The sequence below is a fragment of the Zhenpiania hominis genome, from assembly GCF_014333425.1.
GTDB lineage: Bacteria > Bacillota > Clostridia > Peptostreptococcales > Anaerovoracaceae > Hominibacterium > Hominibacterium hominis.
The window spans coordinates 23,559-50,164 of sequence record NZ_JACRYT010000004.1; the positions used below are offsets into that span (position 1 = coordinate 23,559).

The window sequence follows — 26,606 nt, forward strand, 5'->3', positions numbered from 1 at the left end:
CGGCAGCGACCCTTCGAAGTTTGGAAAAGGCGGCAGCCGCTTTTTGATTGTTCCGTCTTGCAGCTACAGAATTTTTGTCGTCCATTTACTGCAGTCCCAGACGTCGGTTACGAAATCCTCATAAAAGTCCGGTTCGTGGCAGATTAACAGGATGCTTCCTTTATATTCCGTCAGCGCCCGTTTTAATTCTGCCTTGGCGTCCACATCCAGATGGTTGGTCGGCTCATCTAAGAGCAGCAGGTTGCTGTCCCGGTTAATCAGTTTGCAGAGGCGGACTTTCGCCTGTTCGCCGCCGCTTAAGACCCGGACCTGACTTTCGATATGGCGGGTAGTCAGGCCGCATTTTGCCAGCGCGGAGCGGACCTCAAACTGGTTCATGCCGGGAAACTCGTTCCAGATTTCTTCGATGCAGGTGTTGGTATTGCCCGGCGGCATTTCCTGCTCGAAATACCCGATTTCCAGATAATCTCCCAGCCGGCAGCTTCCGGACAGAGGCGGAATCAGACCCAGAATACTTTTCAGAAGCGTTGTCTTACCGATTCCGTTGGCGCCGATCAGGGCGATTTTCTGTCCACGTTCCATAGAAAGGGAGAGGGGAACCGATAAGGGCTCGTCATACCCGATGACCAGATCTTCGGTTTCAAACAGGACCTTTCCGGAGGTGCGCCCTTTCTGAAAGTGAAATTCCGGCTTGGGCTTTTCCGCGGCAAGCTCGATCTTTTCCATATTATCTAGCTTCTTCTGGCGGGACATCGCCATATTCCGGGTTGCCACCCGGGCCTTGTTTCTCGCTACAAAATCCTTCAGTTCGCTGATTTCCTGCTGCTGCCGTTTATAAGCGGCTTCAAGCTGAGCCCGTCTGGCGGCATATACTTCCTGGAAATTATTATAATCGCCCACATAACGGTTCAGTTCCTGGTTCTCCATGTGGTAGATAATATTAATGACACTGTTTAAAAAGGGAATGTCATGGGAAATCAGGACAAACGCGTTCTCATATTCTGTGAGATAACGCTTGAGCCATTCAATATGTTCTTCGTCCAGATAATTGGTCGGCTCGTCCAGCAGAAGAATATCCGGTTTTTCCAGTAGCAGCTTCGCCAGCAGAACCTTTGTCCGCTGGCCGCCGGAAAGATCCGAAACCTCCCGATCAAGCCCCAGATCCAGGAGCCCCAGCGCCCGCGCGACTTCCTCCACCTTGGCGTCAATCATATAAAAATCATGCATGGTCAGCATGTCCTGAATTTCGCCCAGCTCTTCCATGAGAGCCGTCATTTCCTCTTCGCCCGCGCTTCCCAGAAGATCACAGATTTCGTTCATACGGTCTTCCATATTAAATAGGTAAGAAAACGCGGACTTTAGTACATCCCGCATAGTCTGTCCGGGCTTAAGGGCGGTATGCTGATCCAGGTAACCGACGCGGCAGTTCTTTGCCCACTGGATTTTGCCTTCATCCGGCGCCAGTTTTCCGGTTACAATATTGAAAAAGGTTGACTTTCCTTCTCCATTGGCGCCTACAAGGCCGACATGCTCCCCTTTCAGCAGGCGGAAGGAAACGTCATCAAAAATGGCTCTGTCGCCAAAGCCATGAGATAAATGTTCAACGGTTAAAATACTCATAAAAACTCCTTTGCTGTTTAAATCCGCAGACTTGATTATAGCGGAAAGCGGCGTGCCTTGCAAGAACCGGTTTACCCCCCTAAAAATAATTGACTTTTCAGCCCAATAAGATATAATATATAAAATAGTTTGATAATCAAAGTAAATAACTTGGAAGGGAGTCAATGGGGATAAAAAATGGGGATTGCAATTACAGGACTTGGAAAATGTCTTCCGGAAAAAGTGGTTACCAATGATGATATCTCCGATCTGGTGGATACGGATCATAACTGGATCATCGAGCGGACAGGCATTGAGCAGAGGCATATCGCTACCACGGAGTCAGGAACGGATCTGGCCTGCGCGGCGGCGGAAGAAGCGCTGCGGGACGCGGGAGCGAATAAAGATGAGATTAGACTGGTATTGGTAGCGACAGCGACGCCGGATGATATTGTACCGATTACGGCCGCGCAGGTAAAGAGAAGGATGGGGCTGGAAAACGCGGTGGCTTTTGATCTGAACGCGGCGTGTACTGGCTTTATGTACGCTCTGTGGACCGCCGAGGCGCTGATGAAAAACGGCGCCATGCCCGGGGCGAACACCGTAGCTATTGGCAAAGCTCTGGTAATTGGTGTGGAGCGGCTTTCGAGAATTACCAACTGGCAGGAACGTACCAGCTGTATCCTGTTCGGCGATGGAGCGGGCGCCGCGGTTCTGGAAAATCAGCCGCGGGAGCGAGGCATTCTGGCCACTTATGTAAAAAACTACGACGACCATAAAGGCGTCCTGACCTGCGGGAAAGAATATCGGGACATCCCGTTCTGGGAAGATGAGGAAAAAACACAGCTTCTGGCTCTGCGGGGAAAGGCGGTCTTCCGGTTTGCCGTCAACTCCATTGAGGAAGTAACTGATGAAGTGTTGAAAATGGCAGGACTGACACTGGATGACATCGACTGGTTCGTGCCTCACCAGGCTAATGGCAGGATTATGGAGGCGGCGGCTCAGAAAATGAACCAGCCGATTGAGAAATTTCAGATTAGCATCAATAAAAGCGCTAATGTTTCTGCTGCCAGTATTCCAATGGCATTGTATGATTTAGAGAAAACTGGTAAAATAAGAAAAGGTGATAAAATAGCAGTAATGGGGTTCGGCGGAGGCCTGTGCGCCGCGGCCGCCATTATAGAATGGTAAAGACCAGGAGGATGAAAGATGGTAAATGTATGTGAAGTGTTAGGAACCGAGTATCCTATCATTCAGGGAGCGATGGCAAGAATCGCGGAATGCAATCTTGCCGCGGCAGTCAGCAATGGAGGCGGGCTGGGAATTATCGCCGCCGGCGGAGAAACCGCGGACTGGCTGCGGGATCAGATCAAAAAGACCCGCGAAATGACAGACAAGCCTTTTGGCGTCAACATCATGCTGCTGGCTCCCAATGTAGACGAACTCATCGACGTGGTATGCGAGGAAAAAGTTCCGGTTGTGACAACAGGAGCGGGAAATCCGGGAAAATATATCGCGAAAATGAAGGAATGCGGAATTAAAGTGGTTCCGGTCGTTGCCAATGTGGCGCTGGCTATCCGCGTGGAACGGGCCGGAGCCGACGCCATTGTAGCGGAAGGCACGGAAGCTGGAGGACATATTGGAGAAACGGCGACTATGGCGCTGGTTCCACAGATTGTGGACGCGGTAAATATTCCGGTTCTGGCGGCAGGCGGAATCGCCGACGGCAGAGGAATCGCGGCTGCCTATATGCTGGGAGCAAAAGGCATACAGGTGGGCACCCGTTTTCTGGTGGCTAATGAATGTATTGTCGCTCAGGGGTACAAAGACGCGATCCTCAAAGCGAAGGATTCGTCTACAGTAGCTACCGGGCGCAGCACAGGACATCCTGTGAGAGTCATTAAAAATAAACTGGCGAGAGAAATCCTCGCCCTTGAAAAGCAGAACGCGGACGTTGAGAAAATCAACGAGCTGTGTACCGGAACGCTGGCGGCTGCGGTACTCAGCGGAGACGCGGACCATGGAAATATCATGTCCGGCCAGATTGCGGGACTTGTGAAGAAAGAACAGCCGGCAGCGGAGATTATTGAAGAAATGTTTAAGGAGGCGGAAGAAATCTATGAAGATCGGAATAACATTTGCAGGGCAGGGCGCTCAGTATCCAGGAATGGGTAAAGATCTGTATGATAACTACGAAGCTGCGAAAAACGTTTTTGATATGGCAGGCGACCAGATCAAGCAGTGGTGCTTTGACGGCGACGCGGAGACCCTCAAACAGACCCATGTAACGCAGCCAACGGTTTATACAGTAACCATGGCGGCTTATGAAGCTTTCCTGGAAGCCCTGGAAAAAGAAGGTCTGAAAGACGACATCGAGATCATCGGCTACGCGGGATTCAGCCTGGGAGAATACGCGGCTCTGACAGCGGCAGGCGCTATCGGGGAAATCAAAACCGGTATGGAAATCGTAACTAAGAGAGGTCAGATGATGAACGAAGCCGGCCTGGGTCCAGACGGACAGCCTATGGGAAAGATGGCGGCTGCTATGGCAAAGAGACCCCAGGTACTGGAAGCGGTAGAAGAGGCCAGAGGCGACGGCATCCTGGAGGGCGTAAATTTCAACTCTCCTTCCCAGACTGTGGTAGCGGGAGACAAAGACGCCATCGCCCGCTTTATGGATGTGGCGAAAGAAAAGAAAATCCGGGCAAAAGAACTTCCGGTAGGAACCGCGTTCCACAGCCCGATGATGATACCGGCGGCGGATAAGCTGAAAACTGCTCTCAAAGAAGCGGGACTGAAAGCTCCAAACGCGAAAATCTACGCCAACGTAACGGCGGAAGATATGATGAAGGACTTTGACGGAAAGGACGCGGGCGAATACCTGGCCGACATTATGTCCAGACAGGCGAAGAGCCCGGTTTACTGGGAAGAGACGGTTCATCATTTTAAGAGAGACGGTGCGGAAATACTCATCGAGATCGGACCGGGAAAAACTCTTTCCGGACTGGCGAAAAAAACGGAAGCGGATCTGAAGCGCTTTAACATTGAAAACGCGGAGAGCCTGAAAGAAACCATCGAAGGGCTCAAGGCTCTGAAAGCAGAACAGTAAGGAGACAGAGATGTTAAAAGGAAAAGCGGCGATTATTACAGGCGGCGTAAGAGGTATCGGAAAAGCCATTGCCAGGGAATTCTGCGAAAACGGCGCGGACGTGCTGCTGTGCTACCGCAGCAACGATGAACAGGCGCGGAAAACCGCGGAAGAACTTGCCGGGTTTGGAACCAGGATAGAGCTTCTGAAGGGCGATGTGGCGGACCCGGAGACTGCCAAAGCGGCAGTTGCCAAAGCAAAAGAATGCTTTGGACGCGTGGATATTCTGGTTAACAACGCGGGCATCACAAAGGACAAACTTTTGATGCGCATGTCGGATACCGATTTTACAGACGTAATCAGCGCCAACCTGAACGGTTCCTTCTATTTCCTCAGCGCAGCGGCCAAAGTGATGATTAAACAGAAATCCGGAAGAATCATCAATTTATCTTCGGTGGCAGGCGTGAAAGGAAATCCGGGACAGGTTAACTACAGCGCGTCAAAAGCAGGCGTTGTCGGCATGACCATGTCAGCGGCAAAGGAGCTGGGAAGAAGAGGCATTACCGTAAACGCCATTGCGCCGGGATTTATTGATACAGATATGACGGCAGTGATGACCGATGACCAGAAAGCGAAGGCCGCGGAGGCCATCAGTCTCGGAAGAACCGGAAAGCCGGAGGATGTGGCGAAGACCGCGTTGTTTCTGGCGTCAGACGGCGCTGCCTATATTACCGGACAGACCATCTGCGTGGATGGCGGTCTGAATATGTAGAGAATGAGAGAAAGGATTTTGAATAAATGGAAAAGAGAGTTGTCATTACAGGAAGAGGAGCGGTGACGCCGGTTGGAAACACCCTTGCGGAGTCCTGGGAAAATATTAAAGCGGGAAAACACGGATTTGCGGAAATTACCCATTTTGACATAGAACCTCATAAAGTAAAGATGGGAGCGGAAGTAAAGAACTTTGACTTCGGCGATAAGAGAGCGGCCAAGAGACTGGATCTTTCTTCCCAGTATGCCTTAATTGCCGCGGAAGAAGCGGTTACGGATTCCGGTATTGTCAGCGGTGAAAACGTAAAGGCAGAGCGCTTCGGCGTGTTTGGAGCGACCGGAATCGGCGGGATTTCCACCCTGGAAAGCGAAGTCACAAAATGCGTGAAAAAAGGAACCATCGCCAGAGCCTCCGCTCTGCTGGTGCCGATGGTAATGCCTAACGCGGTAGCGGGAAACCTGGCGATTAAATTCAGCGCGAAAGGGCCCTGCTTTGGAACCGTATCTGCCTGCGCGTCGGGTACCCACGGAATTGGCGAAGCGTTCCGCAATATCAAGCATGGATACGCGGATGTATTGTTGGCCGGATCTTCCGAATCCGTCTTTACTCCGGTATGCTTCTCCGGATTTGCCAACATGAACGCTATGTCTACGAGAACAAACCCGGACAGATGCTCCACTCCGTTCGATGAAGAGCGAGACGGCTTCGTACTGGGCGAAGGGGCAGGATTCCTGGTTCTGGAAGAACTGGAACACGCCAAAGCGAGAGGCGCGAAGATCTACGGTGAGATCGTAGGATATGGCGCGACCTGTGACGCGTACCATATTACGGCGCCGGCTTCTGATGGGGAAGGCGCGGCTAACGCCATGGCTCTGGCCATTGAAGAAGCGGGAATTACGCCGGATCAGATCGATTATATCAACGCTCACGGAACCGGAACGCCATATAATGATCTGTTTGAAACCATCGCTGTTAAAAAAGTATTCGGAGAGGATACAAAAGTTCCAATCAGTTCCACAAAGAGCATGACCGGACATCTTTTAGGAGCGGCAGGAGGCATTGAAACGGTACTTTGCGCCGAAGCCATCCGCGACGGGTTTATTCCGGCGACCATTGGCCTGGAAAAACCGGATCCGGAACTGACGCTGGACTACGTGCCGAATGAAGGAAGAAAAGCGGATCTGACCTATGTACTGTCCAATTCTTTAGGATTCGGCGGACACAACGGAACACTGATTGTTAAGAAATTTGAAGAATAGGTGATCCCATGCTGATGAATCAGGAACAGATAAAAGAAGTGATCCCTCACAGAGAACCATTCCTCCTTGTGGACGAGGTGCTGGAAATGGAGGCCGGAAAGTCGATTACCGCGCTGAAACATGTGAGAGAAGAGGAATATTATTTTCAGGGACATTTCCCGGAGCGAAAAGTAATGCCCGGCGTGCTGCAGGTGGAAGCTCTGGCCCAGGCCGGAGCGGTCGCTGTACTGTCCCTTCCGGAAAACAAAGGAAAACTGGCTTTCTTTGGATCGATCAAAGAAGCAAAATTCAAGCATCAGGTGGTACCGGGAGATACTCTGACTCTGAAGGTGCGTTTTGAAAAGCTGCGAAGCCGGGCGGGAACCGGGAAAGCGGAAGCCTGGGTTGGCGACAAGCTGGCCTGCAAGTGCGAAATCATGTTTATGTTTGAATAGGGAGCGCGAAACGGTGGATAACATAAAAAAGATCAATGACCTCTTAGTAAATCTCTTCAATGTAGTTTTTAAATTGGAGGAGAAGGCACTGAAAGAATCCACCCGTAGAGACATATCTCTTACGGAACTGCATACGCTGGTCGCAATTGGCGAGGGAAAGCCGAAAACCATGAGCCAGGTTGCGGCCGCTTTGCAGATCAGCGTGGGCACGTTGACCGTATCTGTAAGCAGACTAGTAAAAAAAGGATACGCAGAGCGGTTTCGCATTCCGGAGGACAAACGAATCGTCAAAGTAAAATTGACAGAGGAAGGAATTGCCGCGGTTCGGGAGCACGAAGAATTTCATATGTCGATGATCCGAGACGCGGTTTCCCAAATTCCGGAGGAGCAGCTTGGCAAGTTCATTGAATCGATTGACAATATCAATGAATATCTGGTGATGCGCAAGCATCCGCCGGCCAAAGACCCGGGCCCTTTTTCTCTGAAACCAATGGAGCTGGGGAAAGTGCATGTACCGGTTCCCATTTTTCAGGGTGCTCTCAGCATCGGTCTGTCTATGAGCCGCCTCGCGTCCGCCGTCGCCAGAGAAGGAGGCGTCGGTGTGATTGCCGCGTCTAAGATCGGTTTTCGGGAGCGGGATTTTCGGGAGAATCCCTTAGAAGCGAATAAGCGGGCACTGCGGAGAGAAATTAAGCGGGCGCTGCAAATGGCAGGCAGCCGGGAGAATAGAGGCCCTATTGGGGTCAATATCCTCTGGTCTTCAAAAAATTGCAGGGAATATGTGAAAACCGCGGTAGAGGCGGGAGCGGAAGTGATTATCTGCGGCGCCGGAATTCCGACGAATCTTCCGCGCTACTGTAAGGATAAAAGAGTCGCTCTCGTTCCCATCGTTGCCTCAAAGCGGGCGGCAAATATTATTATCCGCAACTGGACCAAGAAATACAATCGGACTCCGGATGGGTTTATCTTTCAGGGACCCCTTGCCGGTGGATATTTGGGAGTAAAAGAGTCTCAGATGGATGCGGCAGGCGAAGAATTCTACAAAAACATCGCGGATATAAAGGGAGAACTGGAAACGCTGGAACATTGCCCTCTAATTGTATGCGGAGGTATTTACAGCAGAGAAGATGCCGAAAAAGCCTATGTTTACGGGGCGGATGGTTTTCTGATGGGGACAAGATTTGTAACAACCCAGGAATGCGACGCCAGTGATGTGTATAAAGAGGCCTACTTGGCATGTGGCGAAAAGGATGTGACTCTGATTACAAGCCCGGAGGGCTTTCCAGGCAGGGTAGTGGATAACGCGTATGTGTCCCGTATTGGAGAAGACCCCAGATGTATTACACAGGGACTGATAAACGCGGCTCTGGGAGATCTGGAAAATGGTCTGATCTTCTGCGGAAGCAAGATTTATAAAGCGAAAAAAATCGAACGTGTGGCCGATATTTTTAAAGAATTTCAATGAGTCAGGAAAGGAAAAGAAGACGAATGCTTCACATTTTTTACGGCCGCGAAAACAAAAATAAAGATCAGTTTTTATTTGACTCCATAAAAGGCAGAACCTTGCTGCTGGTGCCGGATCAGTTCACCCTGCAGGCAGAAAGGGACGCCTTTTTTTATCTTGGAACAAAGGGGCTGATGGATCTGGAAGTCGTCAGTATTTCGCGGCTTGGTATGAAAGTTCTCGCCGAAACGGGGGGAGGAAGATGTCCGATGATTGATAAATACGGACGTCATATGCTCCTTACCAAAATTCTGCGTGAAAAGAAAGAAGCTTTGGGGATTTACAGAGGTCAGGAAAAAAAACAGTCTTTCATTGAAATGATGAATAATTTCATTTCTGAGCTTAAACAGTATGGGGTTGATCCCGATGCGTTAGACCGAATCGCCCAGGAGCTGAGCGAAAGTGCCTTTTTGCGCAAAAAATTGCAGGATGTCAGTATTATCTTCCGCAGCTACGAAAAACAGATTCAGGGAAAATATCTGGATACCGAGGACTATGTAGATCAGTACGCGGAGAAAATTACCCAGTCCCAGATGGTGAAAAACTCCCGGATCTGGATCTACGGGTTTGACTCCTTTACTCCGAAAAATACAGAAGTAATCCGGCAGCTGATGAAAACAGCTCCTCAGGTGCATCTAATCATGACCGGCAGTACGGAAGGCAGGGATCAGGATGTTTTTTCCCTGACGCAAAATTGGATCCGCAGATTTACAGAAATTGCCGAAGAAGAAGGGGTTGCCTGGGAAGTCGGGGAAATTCCCGATGCTTACATCATTAAAAATAAGAAAAAAGGCATACTGGGGATAGAGCAGGAATTGTACGCGCTTCCGGCGGAGCCCATTGCGAATACAGAAGGGATCACCTTAGTAAAAGCGGCCAACTACTACAGCGAGGCTGAATCTGCCGCGGAAAAAGTTCTTTCCCTTGTACGGGATCAGGGGATGGCTTATCGGGATTTGATTCTGATCTGCAATGATATGGAGGTGCGGGGAACCATCATAAAGAGAGTCTTTTCCCAGTACGGCCTTGAACTGTTTCTGGACAAAAAACAGAATATCCTTCACAGCCCTTTCTCGGTATTTCTTTTATCCCTTTTGGAACTGAGCGGCAGAGGATACGGGACGGAATCGATCTTCCGCTTTCTGAAAACCGGACTGACGGATCTTTCGTGGGAAGAAGTGGAGGAACTGGAGAATTACGCAAGGAAGTACCGCATTCGGGGAAATCGATGGACTGCGCCTTTTTCCAAAGGGGAAGAAGAGTATGGTCTGGAAGCGCTGCAAAATTTAGAATCCGGCAGACAAAAAGTGGTATCTTTCGTAGAGCCTTTCCGGACAGAATTTCAGAAGGCGGGGACGGTAAAAGAACGCGTCGCGGTGCTGTATCGGTACCTGACAGATGTTTATCAGATTCCGGCGAAACTGGAGGTTATGATCCGAGAACAGGAAGAAGAGGGACTTCTTAACGCAGCAGGCGAAACCGCGCAGGTGTGGGGCCTTGTTATGGATGTACTGGATCAGTTTGTGGAAATCGTAGGCGACGAAACCATCCTGGCAGAAAGCTTCGGAGATATTCTGCGATCCGGACTTGAGTCCATTGAGGTAGGGCTTTTACCGCCGTCCGCAGATGGATTGATTCTGGGCACCATGCAGAGAACCAGGAGCAGCCGTGTTCGCGGAATGTTAATTCTGGGGGCGAATGAAGGGGTGCTCCCGGCGTCGGCAGGGATGGACAGCATTCTCAGTGAAGATGAAAAACGCTTTCTTTTTGAGCGGGAAATTGAAATTTGCAAAGTGGATGAAATCCGTGTGCAGGAAGAAAAACTGGCGATCTATAAAAACCTGTCAAAACCTTCGGAATGTCTGTGGATGAGTTATTCGGTATCGGACAGTGAGGGAAAGGAACTAAAACCTTCTCCGGTGTTCCGAAAACTCCAGGAAATCTGCGCGGAACTGGAGTGTCGTCAGGACATTGTCAGCAGTGGAGATGCCTGGGAACTGCTTCAGGCAGAGGATTCGACGATGGAGCATCTGACTGCCGCGTTGAGGGAGAGCATGGACGGCGGCGCGCTGGATCCGGTGTGGAAAGAAGCGCTATCCTGGTATCAGGGGAAAGGAAAATTGACCCAATTGCGGGAAGGCCTCTTTTTTACAAATAAACAGGAAGCGCTTTCTCGTGAACTAGTAGAAGCGATCTATAAAAGAGAGATGACAAAGGAATTATCCGTGAGCCCATCCAGGCTGGAACGCTACAGCAGATGCCCGTTTTCACATTTTATTGATTACGGCCTTAGGCCGGAAGAACAGCGGGTTTTCGAAATTGGCGGCAGAGAACTGGGGGATCTGTATCATACCTGTCTGATGGAGCTTTCCGCCTGGCTGACCCAGGAGGGCGTTTCTGTCGATGCTCCTGAATCCAGATGGCAGACCGTATCGCGGCAGGAGTGTGAGGAAAAAGTAAGAGAAATTTTAGAGCGACAAGCGGGCGAGTACCGTGAGGGGTTATTTTCCAGCGGAAAGGAAGAATCTTATCGGACTCGCCGCGCTGCCGCTATTTGCAGTGAAATCAGCTGGATTCTCATCGAACACGTGCGTCAGGGAAAGGTGAAATCCATCTCCTTTGAACAGGAATTTGGAAGAGGAAAGGCCCTTGAGCCTGTAACTGTGAAAACAGGGCAGGGCGATGTTTTGATTGAAGGTAAAATTGACCGGGTGGACGTGCTGCGGGATGGAAGAGTAAAAATCATTGACTATAAAACCGGGGCGGAAAAGTTCGATCTGAATGAAGTAAGAAAAGGGTTCCGGCTGCAGCTGATGCTTTATTTGCAGGCAGCCCAGGGAGTAGATCGTCAACCGGCTGGTGTCTTTTACTTTTTGATTCGCGAACCGTCTGTCAGCGCGGAAAGCTTTTCCCCGGAAGAACTGGAGGACAAGGTGGAACAGGCGGTAAAACGAGGATGCAAAATGGATGGAGTGATGGTCGATGATCCACAGGTAATCGAAGAAATCGCAGGTGACTTTACAGGCTTTTCCGATATTATAGCAGTGCGCAGGACACAGAAAGGCGTTTCGGCTCCGGGCGGCGCGCTGATGGAGGAGGAAACTTTTCATGAGCTGCAGAAAACGGTAGAGGAAAAGGTAAAGGAACTCTGTGAAGGCCTGCTTTCCGGGGAAATCGTTATCCGACCCAAACGTTCTGGAACGAACAGTGCCTGTACCTGGTGCAAATATAAAGGGATTTGCCAATTCGATCCGGTCTTTGAAGACTGCGGTTATGAGATTATATAAGTAAGAGAACAGAAAAAAGTATCAATTTTGAGAAATATTCTTAAGGTTATAAAATGGGCAAACAAATTTTCCATAAAACAGCAAATTAGTTTCAAAAAAACAGAATCCGCAGTTGACATACTTTCGGACTTGCTGATAGAATATTAACAATGTAACAAATAAATAAGAGATCCGAGTCCTGATCCTCCTTCGCTTTGGCAAGGCATGGAGGCTGGACCGATAGGGTTTGTATGGAAACATGCAGGCCTCCCGCGTTTTGGAAAGGATTGATGCCGATAGTTCTTTGCCATGGTCTGCTTTGGGCGACAGAGCACGCAATGGCGGTGACTGTGCTTTTGATATGTTGAAATAAACACCCCCTTTCGGAACGTGCGGAAGGGGTTTTCTTTTTAGGGTTGTTACGTCGTTATTTTTTGAAGTAAGTAAAAAAATGGAGGCAAGCTATTATGAATTTGAAGAAAATGACCCTGAACATCAATGGCGCGGACCGTATGTTCATCTGTGATCCGGAAAAGGACACACTGGCGTCCGTACTGCGCCGCCTGGGCCTGACGGGTACAAAAGTAGGATGCGGCACCGGCGTGTGCGGCGCGTGCTCCGTTATCCTGGACGGAAAAGTAATCCGTTCCTGTACCAGAAAAATCAAGAACGTAGAGGAATACAGTTCTGTTACAACGATCGAAGGAATCGGTACCGTACTGAACCCGCATCCGCTGCAGTACGCATGGGTGCATCTGGGCGCTGTACAGTGCGGATTCTGCGTACCGGGATTCATCGTATCTGCGTACCAGCTGCTGTTGGATAACCCGAACCCGACAAGAGAAGAAGTCCGCGACTGGTTCCAGAAGCACAGAAATGTCTGCAGATGTACCGGTTACAAGCAGATTGTAGACGCGGTTATGGAAGCGGCGGCTATCATGCGCGGAGAAAAGACCTTCGAAGATATCACCTATGACTGGTCCAAAGATGTCGGCGACTTCTACGGCAAACCGCTCGTTCGTCCGAACGCGATGCCGAAAGCATGCGGCGTATGCGACTACGGCGATGATATCGAACTGCACATGCCGGCGGAAACACTCAAGGTTGAGCTGGTTCAGCCGAGAAAATACAGCCATGCGAAGATCCTCAGCATCGACTGCAGCGAAGCGGAAAAGATGCCTGGCGTATTCCAGATCGTGACTGCCAAGGATATCAAAGAAAAGGGCGGCTCCAACAGACTTATGACTTACGCGTTCTCCGAAAGAACGGTAGAACTGCAGCAGGGACATCATGTTCTGGCGGAAGATGAAATCCTGTACTATGGAGACGTTGTTGCCCTGGTATGCGCGGACACAAGAGAACACGCGAAAGCAGCGGCTGCAGCAGTGAAAGTCGAAATGGAACCGCTGCCGGAATACATGAACTATCTGGAAGCGGTTACTCCGGACGCGGAAAAGATTCATAAATGGATGCCGGATACTTACGGCGCGAACATCTATTCCGAACTGCCGGTACTGAAGGGCGATCATGAACATGTTCCGGAAATCATTGAGGACGCGGCTTATTCCGTAGAAGGCTCCTTCTACTCCTCCAGAGAACCGCATCTGTCCATCGAAGGCGACGTTATGCAGGGTTACTATGACGAAGACAATAACCTCTGCGTACACTGCAAGACCATGACTCTGTACTTTGACAGAGACGAAATCGCCGAAGCAGTCGGCGTTCCGGTTGAAAACCTGAGAGTAATCGAAAACCCGACAGGAGGTTCCTTCGGATGGGCGATGAGCGCGCACACTTACTCCATGGTTGCGATCGCTACAAAAGTAACAGGAATGCCTTGCTCCCTGTCCATGGATTACGCACAGTTCATGGCAGTATCCGGAAAACGTTCTCCGGCTTACTTCAACGCGAAACTGGCGTGCGACAAGGACGGAAAGTTTATCGCCGGCGAATTTGACGCGGGACTTGACCATGGTCCGTTCCTGGAACTGGGCGATGACAAGCTGACGAAGATTTCCAGATTCATGTTCTACCCGTACTACATGCCGAACGTAGTCGGACTCTCCAGAGTTGCCGCTACCAACCATTCCTTTGGTACAGCGTACAGAGGCTACGGCGCTCCGCAGGCCTTCACAGCATCGGAAGCTCTGGTTGATATGCTGGCGGAAAAGGCGGGAATTGATCCGTTTGAAATCCGGTACAAAAACATCGCGAGACCGGGACAGGATAATATTAACCAGTACCCATTCCTCCATTATCCGATGGAAGAAATGATGGATAAGATGAAGCCGCTGTATGAAGAAGCGGTTGCGAAAGCAAAGGCGGAATCCACAGACGAAATCAAGAAGGGCGTAGGTATCGCCTGGGGCGGATACAACGTAGGACTTGGCGCGGTTGACGAAGCTCATGTTGCCATCGAACTGATGCCTGGAGACAGACCGAAGTTTAGAAAATACGACACCTGGCAGGATCAGGGACAGGGCGGAGACCAGGGTTCCCTCATCTGTACACTGGAAGCTCTGAAGCCTTACTTCCCGGATATTACACCGGATGATGTAAAACTGATTCAGACAGACAGCAAGTACTGCCCGAACACCGGTGAATCCGCGGGTTCCAGATCCCATTACGCCAACGGTAAAGCAAGTATCGTAGCTGCCAAGAATATCGCGGACGCTATGAGAAAGCCGGATGGCACTTACAGAACGTATGATGAAATGGTTGCGGAAGGAATCCCGACAAGATACAATGGAGACTGGGCTACTGTTGACGAATATGACTATTTCTACGATCTGGATCCGAACGATGGAAGCGGCAACCCGACTTACACTTATACTTATGCGCTCTTCCTGGCGGAAGTGGATGTAGAAGTCGCGACCGGAAAGACCACATGTACCGGAATGACTTGTGTATATTGGATTGGTAAACCTGGAAACATCCAGGCTGTTGAAGGCCAGGTTAACGGCGGCATCTCCCATTCCATCGGATTTGCGTTAAGTGAAAACTATGACGACCTGAAGAAACATGCCAATATGTTCGGCGCGGGCGTGCCTTACATTAAAGATGTTCCGGATAAGCTGGTTTCGATTGATGTCGGAGGCCATGACCCTCGTGGACCATTTGGTTCTTCCGGAGCTTCCGAAGCGTTCCAGTCTTCCGATCATATGGCGGTAATCAACGCGATTAACAATGCGGTCGGAGTAAGAGTTTACGAGCTTCCGGCGACATCGGCTAAGATCAAAGCCGGAATCGACGCGCTGGCTAAGGGAGAACCGAATCCGAATGTACCGGAACCGTATTTCCTGGGATCGGATCTCTATGATGCTATCGAAGAAATCAAGAACAATCCGCTCAGCCCTTCGAAACCGGAGAATGTAGAATTTGGTTCACTGGGTAAGGAAGGTATTGAGTGGAAATAACTCTATGGTAACTCGCTAAAAGACCTTTAACATGCGGAGCGTGCTTTGATTTGCGCGCTCCGCTCTTCCATATTATTGAAATCTGTGCGACAGATCGGCAGATGGAATCATGCTGCGCATCAGAATCGAAAGATTTGGCGGGTGCCGGAGTGATAACATCTGGAATTGAAGGAGAGAACATGCAGAATTATTACACGCAGTTTGACACATGCAGAGAGCGGGATATTCCTGCCTGCGCGGACGTATGTCCCTTTAAGATGGATATCCTTGCCATACAGGAACGGATCGCCAAAGGGCGCTTTAACGCGGCTTATAAATCCATCCGGGACGCGGTTGTTTTTCCTGGGATCGTATCCGAGATCTGCCCCGCGTACTGTGAAAGTATCTGCGTCCGAAATATTGTGGACGCGCCGGTGCAAATAAGACTGCTGGAACAGTCTATCGTTGCGAACGCATCACGGAAGGCTCCTAATAAATATAACCTTCCCGTAAGAAAAAAGCGTGTCGCGGTTATCGGCGCGGGTCTTTCCGGTATGGGATTCGCTTTTCGGATGGCCTCCAAAAAATATGACGTAACGGTTTTTGAAAAAAGTGGAAAAATCGGAGGAAGCCTTGAGGGAAAAATGGATGAGGCAGCTTATATGGCTGAATTTGAACTGCAGTTTCAAAATGAGAAATATGAGCTTCGTCTTCATTCGGAGGTGGAAGATCTTCGGACTCTGTGCAGGGACGAACAGAATGTCTTAGATTCGCGGGAGGAAGAACTCTTTGATATTATTTATGTTGCGACAGGCAAAAATGGAAATACCTTCGGAGTTCCGCTGCCGGGTGAATCTTCTGATTCAGCAGAAAGCGACATCGGCGGCTGTATGCGGATCGGAGATACAGCAGTCTTTATCGGCGGTGAAGTATGCGGAAAAGATCCAATGCATGCTTTGGCAGACGGAATCAATATCGCCTCATCGGCGGAAAGTTTTTTAAAAACGAAAAAACTTGAATATCCAAAGCAAGAACGGCCGACAGGGTGTGTTCCGGATGAAGATAAGCTGGTAAATACGCCTCCGGTGAGTCCGCGGGAAGGGGATGTTTTAACAGAAGAGGAATGCGCGGCGGAGGCAGAGCGTTGTATCCGCTGTCAGTGCGACGCGTGCGTCCGCCAGTGCGATCTGGTTTCCTATTATAATAAGATGCCAGCCAAAATGCGGGATGAAATTTTTCTTTCCTGCAAGCCGGCAGGATCTCTCGTTCATAAGTCCCCGGCGCGAAAATATGTGGCTGCCTGCACTATGTGCGGATTGATGACAGAAGGCTGCCCTGAGCATATTGACCTTTGCGGTATGATAAAACTGGCGCGGCATAAAATGCATGCTGCCGGTAAAGTTCCGGCAGCTTATCGGCAATACTTTATGCGGGATATGGTATTTGCCAACGGGGAACAGGCGGCGCTCAAACGAAAGAGCGGAAACGGCGGTCGGTATGCCTTTTTCCCGGGATGCAATCTGGGCGCGTTGGATCCGGAATATGTGCTGAAGCCGTACAAATGGATCCTCGAAAAGCAGCCGGATACTTCTATTCTGTTGAGGTGCTGCAGCGTACCGGTAGACTGGGATGGGAACAGCGAAAAACACCAGGAGGAAATGAACTCTCTTAAACAGGATTGGGAAGAGCTGGGGAAACCCATTTTGATTATGGCTTGTATGTCCTGCCGGAAACATCTACGGGAATATCTTCCACAGATCGAGACCGTATCGCTATATGAGATTTTGCGGCAGTGGGGATTTAAAAAGGATAAGGCGGACGAAGCAACCGGAGGCACATATGCGGTTTTTGATCCGTGCTCCGCTCGTGGAGAAAAGGCCGCGCGGGAGGCAGTAAGAACCCTTGCCGCGGACGCGGGAATCACAGCGACGGAACTGCCGCGAGGAGACAAGCACGGATGCTGCGGATTTGGCGGCATGGGGAGCATCGCTGCTCCCGAGTTTTCGGAATATGTAGCCAGACAGCGCATGGAACTCAGCGAAGACCCTTATATCGTATATTGCTCCAACTGTAAAGATGTTTTCTGCGATAGGGGAAAACGGACGGTGCATATTCTGGATCTTCTTTTCGGAATCGATCCGGAAGGAAAGAAATCTCAGCCGGATCTGACACAGCGGAGACGGAACCGTATTCGGTTAAAGCAGCGGTTGCTGAAGGAAATATGGGGAGAAGAATCGGAAATGAAATCATATGAAAGTAAGTATACTCTCCTCATGGGGGATGAGGTACGGGAAAAAGTAAACAAACAAAAAATTCTCGAGGAAGATATCTGCGATGTAATTGAGCATGCCGAAACGACCGGCCGTAAAACGTTGATTCCAAATACAGGGCATTATAAGGCATATAAAGAGATTGGTCATATTACATGCTGGGTAGAATACGCCCCTTTCGAGCACGGGTATGAGATCTACAATCTTTACACTCATAGAATGAAAATTGAACTGGAGGCTGTCTGGAATGGAAGAAAAACTGATTTGTGATAAATGTAAAGTGGAACTGGAAGAACTGGAGGCGCAGTTTTCCTATCTGGGAAAAAGTTTTCGCCATAAGGTCAGTCGGTGCCCCATGTGCGGGCAGATCTGTCTTTCCGAGGAACTGGTGACCGGAAGGATGAGCGAAGTTGAGTCTATGATGGAGGATAAATAAATGAGTACGTTTTATGCCAGAATCTGCAAGAATGGACATGTGAATATTACCTATCGGAGAGCCGGAAAAGAGGAGCGCTGTAAGGAGTGCGGTGCTCCCCTGATGGATTCTTGCCCGCAGTGCGGCAGTGTCATAAAGAAGTGGCACTATTACGGCATGGTATATCTGACGCCCAAAAACTTAAAGTTCCAGCGCCCGGATTCCTGTAGAGAATGCGGATATACATTCCCCTGGGCGGGAAAGAATATAAATTTTGATTGACTTCTGCCCCTTGGCATAGTAAAATATTTCTCGTAACGGAAAATGACATAAGGGGAATTGGCGCAGCTGGGAGCGCGTTTGACTGGCAGTCAAGAGGTCACGGGTTCGAGCCCCGTATTCTCCACCATAAGGACGTTGGAAATTCAACGTCCTTTCTTTATAATGCAGGAAATATCGTGAAACGGATCCTGTATTGAAGCGGATCCTGTTTGGTTTTCAAATGTGAAGAAATAAAATGGGATGCTTAAAGACAAGTCATGAAAAAAACACATATTTGACAAAAATATGCAGTTCTTCCGTGTCAAAATGCGGATTTCCCTTGTTTTCCTTTAAAAAATTTAGTAAGATAAAACAAGATGAAATTATACAAATTGAGTAATTCGGAAAGAGGCCAGGTATGGATAGAAACGAAATCGCGAAAAAGAGAAAAGAAGAGGTTGTAAAATTACTTCAGAATATGAACATAAAAAAAGATGCTGCCGGAGGATTCTCGAAAGATGATGTATATACATGCATGCAGGATCTTTGCAATCTATACGAAGCGAATATCGCACAGATGGAAAAAGAGTATGGACAGGATATCCAGGTTCTGCAGCAGCAGCTTAATACAGAAAAAAGGACTGTACAGCAAAGAGTAGCGGCGGCTAAAAAAGAAGCGGAACAGGAAGCTGAGATAAAAAACCGCGAGATTCAGCAGCGACTGCAGAAATATGAAGCCAATAATGATGTCTACATCAATATGATGATGGAGGCAAAAAAGAACAGCAATGAAATCATTTCCAGAGCAAGAGCGGAAGTGACAGAAATGATGGAAGAAAGTAAGCGTCAGCTGGCTGAAGAAGAGAAAAAGCAGGAAGAAGAAAGGATGCAGCTTCAGGCGGAGAAGGTCAAGCTGCAGACGGAAATTCAACAGCAGAAGGAAGAGTTTGAAAAAGAAAACCAGGCCGCCCGCAGCCGTTTTGAGATGGAAATGAAGGCGATTCGCGATAAGGTGGAATCGGACAAGACGGAAGCTGATATTCTTTTGAAGGCACAGAAAGAGCAGGCGGAAGAAGATATTCAGATGGAAAAGGCAAAATCTCAGATGCAGATCGAAGCTGCATGGAATGAAGCCGAGAAACAGATTAACGAGAAAAAAGCGCAGGCCAACGCGGAGTTAGAGGCCGAGCAGAAGCGTATCCGTGTTCAGCTTGAGAGTGAACAGCAGAGAATTGCGGAACAGCTGGAAGAAAGGCAGAATAAGGTTCATGCGGATCTGGAGATGAAAGAAAAGAAGATCAACGCGGAGCTGGAAGGAAAACAGAAAAAATTAACCGAACAGATGGAAGCGGAACAGAACAGAGTCCGTGAAATGCTGGAGGCGGAAACGAAGAAAACAAGAGAAGAACTGGAAGAAGAAAAGACGAAAGTCAAGGAACAATTGACAGCAGAGACAAATCGCGTCAATGCGGAACTGAAAGCGAGAGAAGAACGCGTTAACCATGAACTGGCAAGAAAGCAGGAACGCGTTCAGGCAGAATTAGAAGCGGAACAGAAAAAAGTGCGGCAGGAAGTAGAGGATGCTCGCGCCAAGAGCCGCGCGGAAGTGAAAGCGGTGCAGGAAAATCTGGCGAAGAGCGTTCAGCAAGCACGGGATAATTTTAACTCTGAAGTTCAGACTATGCGCGCTAATCTGGAGATCGAGATGCAGAATGAAAAATCCATGGCCAGAGCTGAGATCAACAGAATGAAAGCGGAGATGGAAGAACAGAAAAAAGAGCTGGAGGAACGCCTGGAAGCAGAACGGAAGAATCTGGAACTGGAAGAAAAGAAGCTGCAGCAGCAGAAATATAAATACAGTACATATATTGAAAAGATCGAAAGTGAGTTTGGGAAGGTGAAATCCGATATCGGAAATGTGACAGATGCTTTGGAAGGGATCCGCAGCAAGTTATATTTCGCGGAAAATGGAGAGCTTCAGAACTCCGAAAATCCCACCGATACCGCAAATGTAGATGAAGAATGATCCGAATATACAGGAAATGTTAAAAAAGGGAGAAGTCAGAATCCCGGAAAAAAAGAGAAATGATCAGGAGTGGACTGCTCCTGATCCCTTTTTTCGTGAGGCAATAAAAGAAGCTATTGAACGAAACAGCGGAATGCCGGATCCGTCAAAAAAGAAAGCAAGAAGAGTCTTACGCCCGCGGAAAATCTGGAACTGGATACGGAAAGGGTGGAGATGGTTCGCGGTAGAGGTTGTCCTGGTATTCTTTACCGTATGGCTCCTTTTTCACGTTATCTTCGATATTTTCCTGGTTTCTGGCGATTCCATGAAACCCGAAATCCAAGATGGAGATCGTGTTGTTATATTCCAACTGGCACGATCCTTTGAACCGGGAGATATCATAGTTTTCCGGACGTCTGAGGGGGAAACGCGAATCAAACGGGTAATCGCTGTGGAGGGAGATACGGTAGATATTAGCCCGCAGGGAGTACTTTTCATTAATGGAGAAGCCGCGGAGGAAGATTATATCTATGAAACAACCGAAATTACGGATCAGAATGTGCGGTATCCGATTACAGTAGATGAAAATTTCTACTTTGTTTTAGGTGACAATCGGGGGAAATCGCAGGATTCCCGTAATCAGGAGATTGGTTTGGTTCAAAAAGAAGAGATTATTGGACGGGTTGTGCTGAGTATAAGGAGCTTTTAGGAGAGAAAAAATGAAGGCGTTAAAAGAAAGAATCAAAAAAGACGGTGAGGCTATCGGCACAGAAGTGGTAAAAGTCGACGGTTTTCTCAACCACCAGATTGATGTACAGTTTATGAGCCAGCTCGGAAAGGAATTTCGCAGACGATTCGCGGATCTTAAGATCGATAAAATTCTGACTGTGGAAGCCAGTGGGATTGCCATTGCCTGTATGACTGCGCCATGGTTTGGATATCCTCCGGTTGTGTTCGCGAAAAAGACAAAGCCGAATACTATGACCGATGAATTTTACGGCGCGGAGGCGCGATCGTTTACCAAAGGGACCGTTTCTATTATACGTGTATCAAAAAAATATCTTCATCAGGGAGATCGAATTCTGATTTTGGATGATTTCCTGGCCCACGGTGAGGCGGCGACCGCGATGACCCAGCTGGTATCTCAGGCGGGCGCGGAAGTCGCGGGAATTGGAGCGGTGATTGAAAAGGGCTTTCAGGGAGGCGGAGATCGTCTGCGGAAAGCGGGCTTCCGGCTGGAGTCGCTGGCCATCATAGAGAAGATTGAAAAGGGAAAAATACGATTCGTGTAAAATTTTGCTGTTTTTTCGATAAAGAACTTTACAAGCGAATTGATCCATGGATATAATGGGGTGTATCTTATTTCATTTACTTATATGAGGCAAAGGAGAAAGAAAACATGAAAAAAGTTTTGGCAGTATTGCTGGCGTTCGTGATGATCTTCAGCCTTGCGGCCTGCGGAGGCAGCAGTGAGGAAGAAGGCAGCGCGGATGGAACAAAGGTTGGATGTATTTTCATCGGCTCGATCAATGACGGCGGTTTTTCCGAATGTATGAATGAGGGCCTGGAAAAAGCGGCCAAAGAAAACGGAATGACTCTTGTGAAAAAAGAGAATGTAAGCGATTCGGACAAGCAGGCTTCAAGAGACGCGGCAACAAACCTGATTGACCAGGGATGCGAGGTAATCGTGGGATGTTCCTTCGGATTCGGAGAATCCTTGAAGGAGCTGGCGGATTCCGGTGATTATGATAATATCACATTCCTGCATTTTTCCGGAAACTATCAGAATGAAACCAATATGGAAAACTTCTTCGGTTCCATGGAAGAGGCAAGATATCTGTCCGGAATGGCAGCGGCAGCTACCAGCAAAGACGGCGTACTCGGCTATGTAGCGGCGTATCCTTATACGGAAGTTCAGATTGGAATCAACGCGTTTACTCTGGGCGCGCAGGCAGTGAACCCGGATGTGGAAGTAAAAGTTGTATATATCAATACCTGGGGTGACGCGGAGCTTGAAAAAGCCGCGGCAGAACAGCTGATCAGCGCGGGATGCGATGTTCTGACCTATCACGCGGACTCTACGGCAACTCAGCTTGCCGCGAAGGAAGCGGGAATTTATACAACCGGATGGAACTATAATAATAACGTCGCGGGAGACAGCTATATTACAGCGCCTTACTGGGATATGTACGCGTACTTCAACCCGACCTTCAAGGCAATCAACGACGGAACCTTCAAGCCGACCGGCAACCAGCCGTTCAGCAGCTACGGCTCCATGCAGAGCGGCCTGATCTGTCTGGATGAACTGGGAGACGCGGTTCCAGAAGACGCGAAGACAAAGATCGCGGAAGTGGAAGAACAGATGAAAGCCGGCGAATTTAAAGTGTTCTCCGGAGAGATTAAATATAACAACGGCAAGACCCTGTGCAAGGACGGACAGACCCTGACAGATCAGGAGATCTGGAAGATTTCCGGCGAAGTAGAGGGCGTGACGGCAACATCGAATGAAAGCAACTAAAAGAGAAAACAGAAATTAAATAAATGGTGCAGAGGGGAACCGGCAAGGTCCCCCTTGTACTATTTATGAAGAAGTTTTGGAGGAGTATCGTGCAGCAGGAACTGGCAATCGAAATGAAACATATCAGCAAAACATTCGGAGAACTCAAGGCGAACGATGACGTAAACCTGTCTGTCCGCCAGGGGGAAGTCCATGCTTTGCTCGGTGAAAACGGAGCGGGAAAATCCACGCTGATGAATATGCTTTCCGGAATTTATACGCCGGATGCCGGCACTATTCGGATCAACGGAAAAGACGTGCATTTCTCATCACCAAAAGACTCCATAAAAATGGGAATCGGTATGATTCACCAGCACTTTAAACTGGTGGATGTCATGACGGCAAAGGAGAATATCCTAATCGGACAGCCATCGAGCCTGTTTGTTCATGGAAAGAAGCTGTCCAAGCAGATAAAGGAATTATCCGATCAATACGGCCTGGATTTGGATCCGGATAAAAAAGTGTATGACATGTCTGTAGGGGAAAAACAGACGCTGGAAATCATGAAGGTTTTGTACCGGGGAGCCAGGATTCTGATTATGGACGAGCCGACCGCGGTTCTTACTCCTCAGGAAATCAAAAAGCTGTTCCGTGTCATCCGTAATATGAAAGAACAGGGATGTTCCATTGTCATCATCACCCATAAACTGAATGAGGTAATGGAAATCTCCGATCGGGTTACCGTGCTCAGGAAAGGGAAATCCATAGAAACGGTCGTGACAAAGGATGTGGAAGTTTCCAGTCTGATTGAGATGATGGTCGGAAAAAAGGTCGATCTTTCCATCGAAAAGCGGACGTTCCGAGGGAACAAGCCCCTTTTGTGGCTGGATGAAGTGACGGTTCTTGATAAGGAAGGAAAAGAGGCGCTTTCCAACGTAAGCTTTACGATTAATTCCCACGAAATTGTTGGCGTCGCGGGCGTCGCGGGAAGCGGGCAGAAAGAGCTTTGCGAAGTGATCGCGGGACTTATCAAGGCGCAGAAAGGCCGGGTATATTTTGACGGCGAGAATATTCTGGGAAGAACGCCGAGGGAGATTATACGGCTGGGAATCCGCATGGGATTTATTCCGGAGGATCGGCTGGGAATGGGACTGGTGGGTTCCATGGATATTGTGCATAATATGGTTCTCAAAGACTATCAGAACCAGCCGGGAATTTTGCTGCAGAGAGGCGAATGTATTAAAAAAGCGAAGAAAATCGTCGAAGAACTGGATATTCAGACTCCCAGCATTTACACGCCGGTCAAAAAACTGTCCGGGGGGAATGTGCAGAAGGTGCTCTTAGGAAGAGAGATCGACTCCGCTCCCAAGGTGCTGATTACCGCCTATGCGGTAAGAGGTCTGGATATCGGCGCGTCCTACAAGATTTACGAACTGCTGAGCGAGCAGAAAGCGCGAGGCGTTGGCGTGCTGTTCGTAGGAGAAGATCTGGATGTTCTGATGGATCTCTGCGATAAAGTGGTGGTTCTGTGCCATGGAGAAGTGACAGGCATTGTGGAACCGGCAAAAGTAACAAAAGAAGAGATTGGTCTTCTGATGACGGGAAAACAGGAAGGAGAGGCTCTGGCATAATGGATGTTATACGAATTACAAAACGTGACGCTCTGCCCAGAAAACGGGAAATTCTGATTACGATTCTGGCAGTGGTGCTGTCCATCGTATTTGCGGGAATTATTCTGCTCATTTTCGGCCTGAATCCGCTGCAGATTTTTCAGGAGATTATCATGGGATCGGTGGGCACAGGACTGCGTATCAAACAGACGATTATTAAGGCAATCCCGCTGATTATTGCCTCCATGGGCATTATCGTGGCGTTTAAAATGAAGTTCTGGAATATCGGGGCGGAAGGGCAAATCACGATGGGCGCTCTGGGAGCAAGCTGGGTCGCGCTTAATATGGGAGATGGCGTGCCAAAACCGCTGATGCTTCTTCTGATGTTTGTGGCCGCGGCTGTCTGCGGAGGAATCTGGGCGTTTATTCCGGCGATCTTTAAAGCAAAGATGGGAACAAACGAAACCATATTTACGCTGATGATGAACTATGTGGCGATTAAATTTGTGACCTATCTGCAATATGGCCCGTGGATGGATCCGGCGGCCAACGGATTCCCGCGGATCGCGACCTTTTCGGATAACGCGGTGCTGCCTTCTATCGGCGGGGTACATATCGGATGGATGATTGCCATTGTGCTGACTGCTTTCGTCTACTTCCTGATTAACTATACGAAAACAGGATATGAGATCGCGGTGGTTGGAGAAAGTCTGGATACCGCCAGGTATGCGGGCATGAATATCAGCAAGGTAATTGTAATCGCGATGCTGATTTCCGGAGGCCTCTGCGGCGTCGTGGGTATGATCCAGGCTTCCGCTATTGAAAAAACACTGGTTGCGGGGATCGCGAACAACTACGGGTTTACCGCTATCATTACAGCCTGGCTTGCGAAGCTCAATCCGGCCTCCACGCTGGTTGTGTGCGTTGTGTTCGCGATGCTGATTCAGGGAGGAGAGTATATTCAGATCGCTCTGGGGGTGCCGAGCGCTGTTTCGGATGTCGTGCAGGGGCTGATCTTGTTCTTTGTTCTGGGAAGCGAGTTTTTCATGCGGTATAAAATCCACTTTGGAAAACCTTCCGAAAAGGAGGTGGCATAAATCATGATCGAATTTCTGGCAGCCTGCGTTGTTGCGGGAACCCCTCTGGCTTTTGCCACCGTCGGGGAACTGATTACAGAGAAAACAGGGAATCTGAACCTGGGTGTAGAAGGTATGATGCTGATGGGAGCGGTAATGGGCTTTTTTACAGGACTCAATACGGCAAGCCCCTTTATGGCGCTTGCGGCGGCGGCCCTGGCGGGAGCCGGCGGCGCGCTGATCTACGCTTTTGTAACGGTCAGCCTGAAAGCGAACCAGGTGGTAACTGGCCTGACGCTTACGATTTTCGGCACAGGCTTCGCGCAGTTTGTGGGAGAGCCTCTTCTGGGATCTATGGCACCGTCTGAAATTACTTCGTTTTTCAGCAAAATCGCCATTCCGGGCCTGGGGCAGATCCCGGTCATCGGTCCGATTTTTTTCCAGCAGGATGTTTTTGTGTATCTGAGTTATGTGATCTGCGCGGCAGCCGCGGTGTACCTGTACCGGACCAGAATGGGCATGAACCTGAAAGCCCTTGGAGAAAATACAGCGGCAGCCGATGCTTCCGGCATTAACATTAATCTGTATAAATACGTGCATATTCTTATCGGAGGAGCCCTCTGCGGCCTGGGCGGAGCGTATCTGTCACTGGTACGTATCCCGATCTGGCAGGAGGATGTAGTAAACGGGCGCGGCTGGATTGCGGTTGCTCTGGTCATTTTTGTCGCGTGGAACCCGATCAAGGGTTTCTTTGGAGCCGCTTTGTTCGGCGGACTCAGCATTATCGGCCTGCGTTTTCAGGCCATAGGACTTGGGATCTCCCAGTACCTGGTGGATATGATTCCATATATCGCGACGATTATTATTGTGATTATCAGTACTCATAAGAGGAAAAAGGAAAGCCAGCCGCCGGGAGATCTGGGGAATAATTACTTCCGGGAAGAACGGTAGCGGGACCGGCTGGAAGAAGAGATCGCGGAGCTGCGATGGAAAGTTGAAGAACTGGAAAACCAGCTTAAAGAACATATTCGTTTCAAAAAAGACGGCGAATCGTAAGAGAAAGGCTCTCTCGGATGGAAAAATCCGAGAGGGTCTTTTTTACAAATGTCTTGACACCTGTAAATAAATGTGTAATATTAGAATTAGTATGTTTAT

The 26,606-nt window shown here is 49.1% G+C and carries 20 protein-coding genes, 1 tRNA gene and 1 riboswitch; of the genes, 20 read left to right on the top strand and 1 reads right to left on the bottom strand.

The genetic code is table 11. The features are described 5' to 3' along the window. Positions 1-63: 63 nt before the first annotated feature. Entirely contained in the window at positions 64-1,620 is a 1,557-nt protein-coding gene (locus H9L42_RS05795) for an ABC-F family ATP-binding cassette domain-containing protein (protein WP_187302443.1), read from the bottom strand. Positions 1,621-1,797: 177 nt separating this feature from the next. On the opposite strand from H9L42_RS05795, the gene H9L42_RS05800 reads away from it, so the two are divergent. The 20 genes from H9L42_RS05800 to H9L42_RS05895 all read left to right on the top strand — a co-directional run bounded on the left by H9L42_RS05800 (position 1,798) and on the right by H9L42_RS05895 (position 26,402). Continuing rightward, the gene (locus tag H9L42_RS05800) at positions 1,798-2,790 is read left to right on the top strand and encodes a 3-oxoacyl-ACP synthase III family protein (protein WP_187302444.1); all 993 of its coding nucleotides are present in this window, start codon (positions 1,798-1,800) and stop codon (positions 2,788-2,790) included. Positions 2,791-2,808: 18 nt separating this feature from the next. Next, positions 2,809-3,774, top strand: coding sequence for an enoyl-[acyl-carrier-protein] reductase FabK (fabK, locus tag H9L42_RS05805; protein ID WP_187302445.1), 966 nt, complete (start codon positions 2,809-2,811; stop codon positions 3,772-3,774). After that, positions 3,719-4,708 (top strand): ACP S-malonyltransferase, encoded by a 990-nt coding sequence (locus tag H9L42_RS05810; RefSeq protein WP_187302446.1) that lies wholly within the window; start codon positions 3,719-3,721, stop codon positions 4,706-4,708. Before fabK ends, H9L42_RS05810 begins: the two co-directional genes overlap by 56 nt. Before the next feature lie 10 nt (positions 4,709-4,718). Beyond that, complete coding sequence (gene fabG, locus H9L42_RS05815) at positions 4,719-5,459, top strand: 3-oxoacyl-[acyl-carrier-protein] reductase (protein WP_187302447.1); 741 nt, start codon at positions 4,719-4,721, stop codon at positions 5,457-5,459. Positions 5,460-5,485: 26 nt separating this feature from the next. Next, on the top strand, positions 5,486-6,718 hold the full coding sequence (gene fabF / locus H9L42_RS05820) for a beta-ketoacyl-ACP synthase II (protein ID WP_187302448.1): 1,233 nt from the start codon (positions 5,486-5,488) through the stop codon (positions 6,716-6,718). 8 nt (positions 6,719-6,726) lie between these two features. Next, positions 6,727-7,152: a 3-hydroxyacyl-ACP dehydratase FabZ gene (gene fabZ, locus H9L42_RS05825; protein ID WP_187302449.1), complete on the top strand. Its 426-nt coding sequence runs from the start codon at positions 6,727-6,729 to the stop codon at positions 7,150-7,152. Between the two features lie 13 nt (positions 7,153-7,165). Further along, positions 7,166-8,617 carry a nitronate monooxygenase gene (locus H9L42_RS05830; protein WP_187302450.1) on the top strand — a complete coding sequence of 484 codons (1,452 nt, stop codon included), beginning with the start codon at positions 7,166-7,168 and terminating at the stop codon, positions 8,615-8,617. A gap of 23 nt (positions 8,618-8,640) precedes the next feature. Next, on the top strand, positions 8,641-11,943 hold the full coding sequence (locus H9L42_RS05835; protein ID WP_187302451.1) for a PD-(D/E)XK nuclease family protein: 3,303 nt from the start codon (positions 8,641-8,643) through the stop codon (positions 11,941-11,943). A 157-nt stretch (positions 11,944-12,100) separates the two neighbouring features. Further along, positions 12,101-12,226: riboswitch (molybdenum cofactor riboswitch) on the top strand. A 163-nt stretch (positions 12,227-12,389) separates the two neighbouring features. Further along, positions 12,390-15,338 (top strand): molybdopterin-dependent oxidoreductase, encoded by a 2,949-nt coding sequence (locus H9L42_RS05840; RefSeq protein WP_187302452.1) that lies wholly within the window; start codon positions 12,390-12,392, stop codon positions 15,336-15,338. Positions 15,339-15,517: 179 nt separating this feature from the next. After that, positions 15,518-17,857 (top strand): pyridine nucleotide-disulfide oxidoreductase/dicluster-binding protein, encoded by a 2,340-nt coding sequence (locus tag H9L42_RS05845; RefSeq protein ID WP_187302453.1) that lies wholly within the window; start codon positions 15,518-15,520, stop codon positions 17,855-17,857. Further along, positions 17,835-18,023, top strand: coding sequence for a DVU_1557 family redox protein (locus H9L42_RS05850; protein ID WP_187302454.1), 189 nt, complete (start codon positions 17,835-17,837; stop codon positions 18,021-18,023). The genes H9L42_RS05845 and H9L42_RS05850 overlap by 23 nt, the downstream gene beginning before the upstream one ends. After that, positions 18,024-18,284 (top strand): DUF2321 domain-containing protein, encoded by a 261-nt coding sequence (locus H9L42_RS05855; RefSeq protein WP_187302455.1) that lies wholly within the window; start codon positions 18,024-18,026, stop codon positions 18,282-18,284. A 51-nt stretch (positions 18,285-18,335) separates the two neighbouring features. Beyond that, a tRNA-Ala gene (locus tag H9L42_RS05860) sits at positions 18,336-18,411 on the top strand. Positions 18,412-18,681: 270 nt separating this feature from the next. Next, positions 18,682-20,289 (top strand): coiled-coil domain-containing protein, encoded by a 1,608-nt coding sequence (locus H9L42_RS05865; protein WP_187302456.1) that lies wholly within the window; start codon positions 18,682-18,684, stop codon positions 20,287-20,289. A gap of 16 nt (positions 20,290-20,305) precedes the next feature. Next, positions 20,306-20,977, top strand: a complete 672-nt coding sequence (gene lepB / locus H9L42_RS05870) for a signal peptidase I (protein ID WP_187302457.1) — start codon at positions 20,306-20,308, stop codon at positions 20,975-20,977. A gap of 10 nt (positions 20,978-20,987) precedes the next feature. Beyond that, positions 20,988-21,560, top strand: coding sequence for a xanthine phosphoribosyltransferase (locus H9L42_RS05875; RefSeq protein ID WP_187302458.1), 573 nt, complete (start codon positions 20,988-20,990; stop codon positions 21,558-21,560). A 107-nt stretch (positions 21,561-21,667) separates the two neighbouring features. Further along, positions 21,668-22,786 carry a BMP family ABC transporter substrate-binding protein gene (locus H9L42_RS05880; RefSeq protein ID WP_187302459.1) on the top strand — a complete coding sequence of 373 codons (1,119 nt, stop codon included), beginning with the start codon at positions 21,668-21,670 and terminating at the stop codon, positions 22,784-22,786. A gap of 89 nt (positions 22,787-22,875) precedes the next feature. Beyond that, positions 22,876-24,396 carry an ABC transporter ATP-binding protein gene (locus tag H9L42_RS05885; protein ID WP_346726288.1) on the top strand — a complete coding sequence of 507 codons (1,521 nt, stop codon included), beginning with the start codon at positions 22,876-22,878 and terminating at the stop codon, positions 24,394-24,396. Further along, entirely contained in the window at positions 24,396-25,472 is a 1,077-nt protein-coding gene (locus tag H9L42_RS05890) for an ABC transporter permease (RefSeq protein WP_187302461.1), read from the top strand. Before H9L42_RS05885 ends, H9L42_RS05890 begins: the two co-directional genes overlap by 1 nt. 3 nt (positions 25,473-25,475) lie before the next feature. Beyond that, positions 25,476-26,402 (top strand): ABC transporter permease, encoded by a 927-nt coding sequence (locus H9L42_RS05895; protein ID WP_187302462.1) that lies wholly within the window; start codon positions 25,476-25,478, stop codon positions 26,400-26,402. Positions 26,403-26,606: the final 204 nt, after the last annotated feature.

Coding starts and splice junctions, on each gene's coding strand:
- fabZ (WP_187302449.1), top strand. CDS start 6,727: ATGCTGATGAATCAGGAACAGATAAAAGAAGTGATCCCTCACAGAGAA.
- H9L42_RS05835 (WP_187302451.1), top strand. CDS start 8,641: ATGCTTCACATTTTTTACGGCCGCGAAAACAAAAATAAAGATCAGTTT.
- H9L42_RS05800 (WP_187302444.1), top strand. CDS start 1,798: ATGGGGATTGCAATTACAGGACTTGGAAAATGTCTTCCGGAAAAAGTG.
- H9L42_RS05810 (WP_187302446.1), top strand. CDS start 3,719: ATGAAGATCGGAATAACATTTGCAGGGCAGGGCGCTCAGTATCCAGGA.
- H9L42_RS05890 (WP_187302461.1), top strand. CDS start 24,396: ATGGATGTTATACGAATTACAAAACGTGACGCTCTGCCCAGAAAACGG.
- lepB (WP_187302457.1), top strand. CDS start 20,306: ATGTTAAAAAAGGGAGAAGTCAGAATCCCGGAAAAAAAGAGAAATGAT.
- H9L42_RS05855 (WP_187302455.1), top strand. CDS start 18,024: ATGAGTACGTTTTATGCCAGAATCTGCAAGAATGGACATGTGAATATT.
- fabK (WP_187302445.1), top strand. CDS start 2,809: ATGGTAAATGTATGTGAAGTGTTAGGAACCGAGTATCCTATCATTCAG.
- H9L42_RS05840 (WP_187302452.1), top strand. CDS start 12,390: ATGAATTTGAAGAAAATGACCCTGAACATCAATGGCGCGGACCGTATG.
- H9L42_RS05845 (WP_187302453.1), top strand. CDS start 15,518: ATGCAGAATTATTACACGCAGTTTGACACATGCAGAGAGCGGGATATT.
- fabF (WP_187302448.1), top strand. CDS start 5,486: ATGGAAAAGAGAGTTGTCATTACAGGAAGAGGAGCGGTGACGCCGGTT.
- H9L42_RS05875 (WP_187302458.1), top strand. CDS start 20,988: ATGAAGGCGTTAAAAGAAAGAATCAAAAAAGACGGTGAGGCTATCGGC.
- H9L42_RS05850 (WP_187302454.1), top strand. CDS start 17,835: ATGGAAGAAAAACTGATTTGTGATAAATGTAAAGTGGAACTGGAAGAA.
- fabG (WP_187302447.1), top strand. CDS start 4,719: ATGTTAAAAGGAAAAGCGGCGATTATTACAGGCGGCGTAAGAGGTATC.
- H9L42_RS05795 (WP_187302443.1), bottom strand. CDS start 1,620: ATGAGTATTTTAACCGTTGAACATTTATCTCATGGCTTTGGCGACAGA.
- H9L42_RS05895 (WP_187302462.1), top strand. CDS start 25,476: ATGATCGAATTTCTGGCAGCCTGCGTTGTTGCGGGAACCCCTCTGGCT.
- H9L42_RS05880 (WP_187302459.1), top strand. CDS start 21,668: ATGAAAAAAGTTTTGGCAGTATTGCTGGCGTTCGTGATGATCTTCAGC.
- H9L42_RS05865 (WP_187302456.1), top strand. CDS start 18,682: ATGGATAGAAACGAAATCGCGAAAAAGAGAAAAGAAGAGGTTGTAAAA.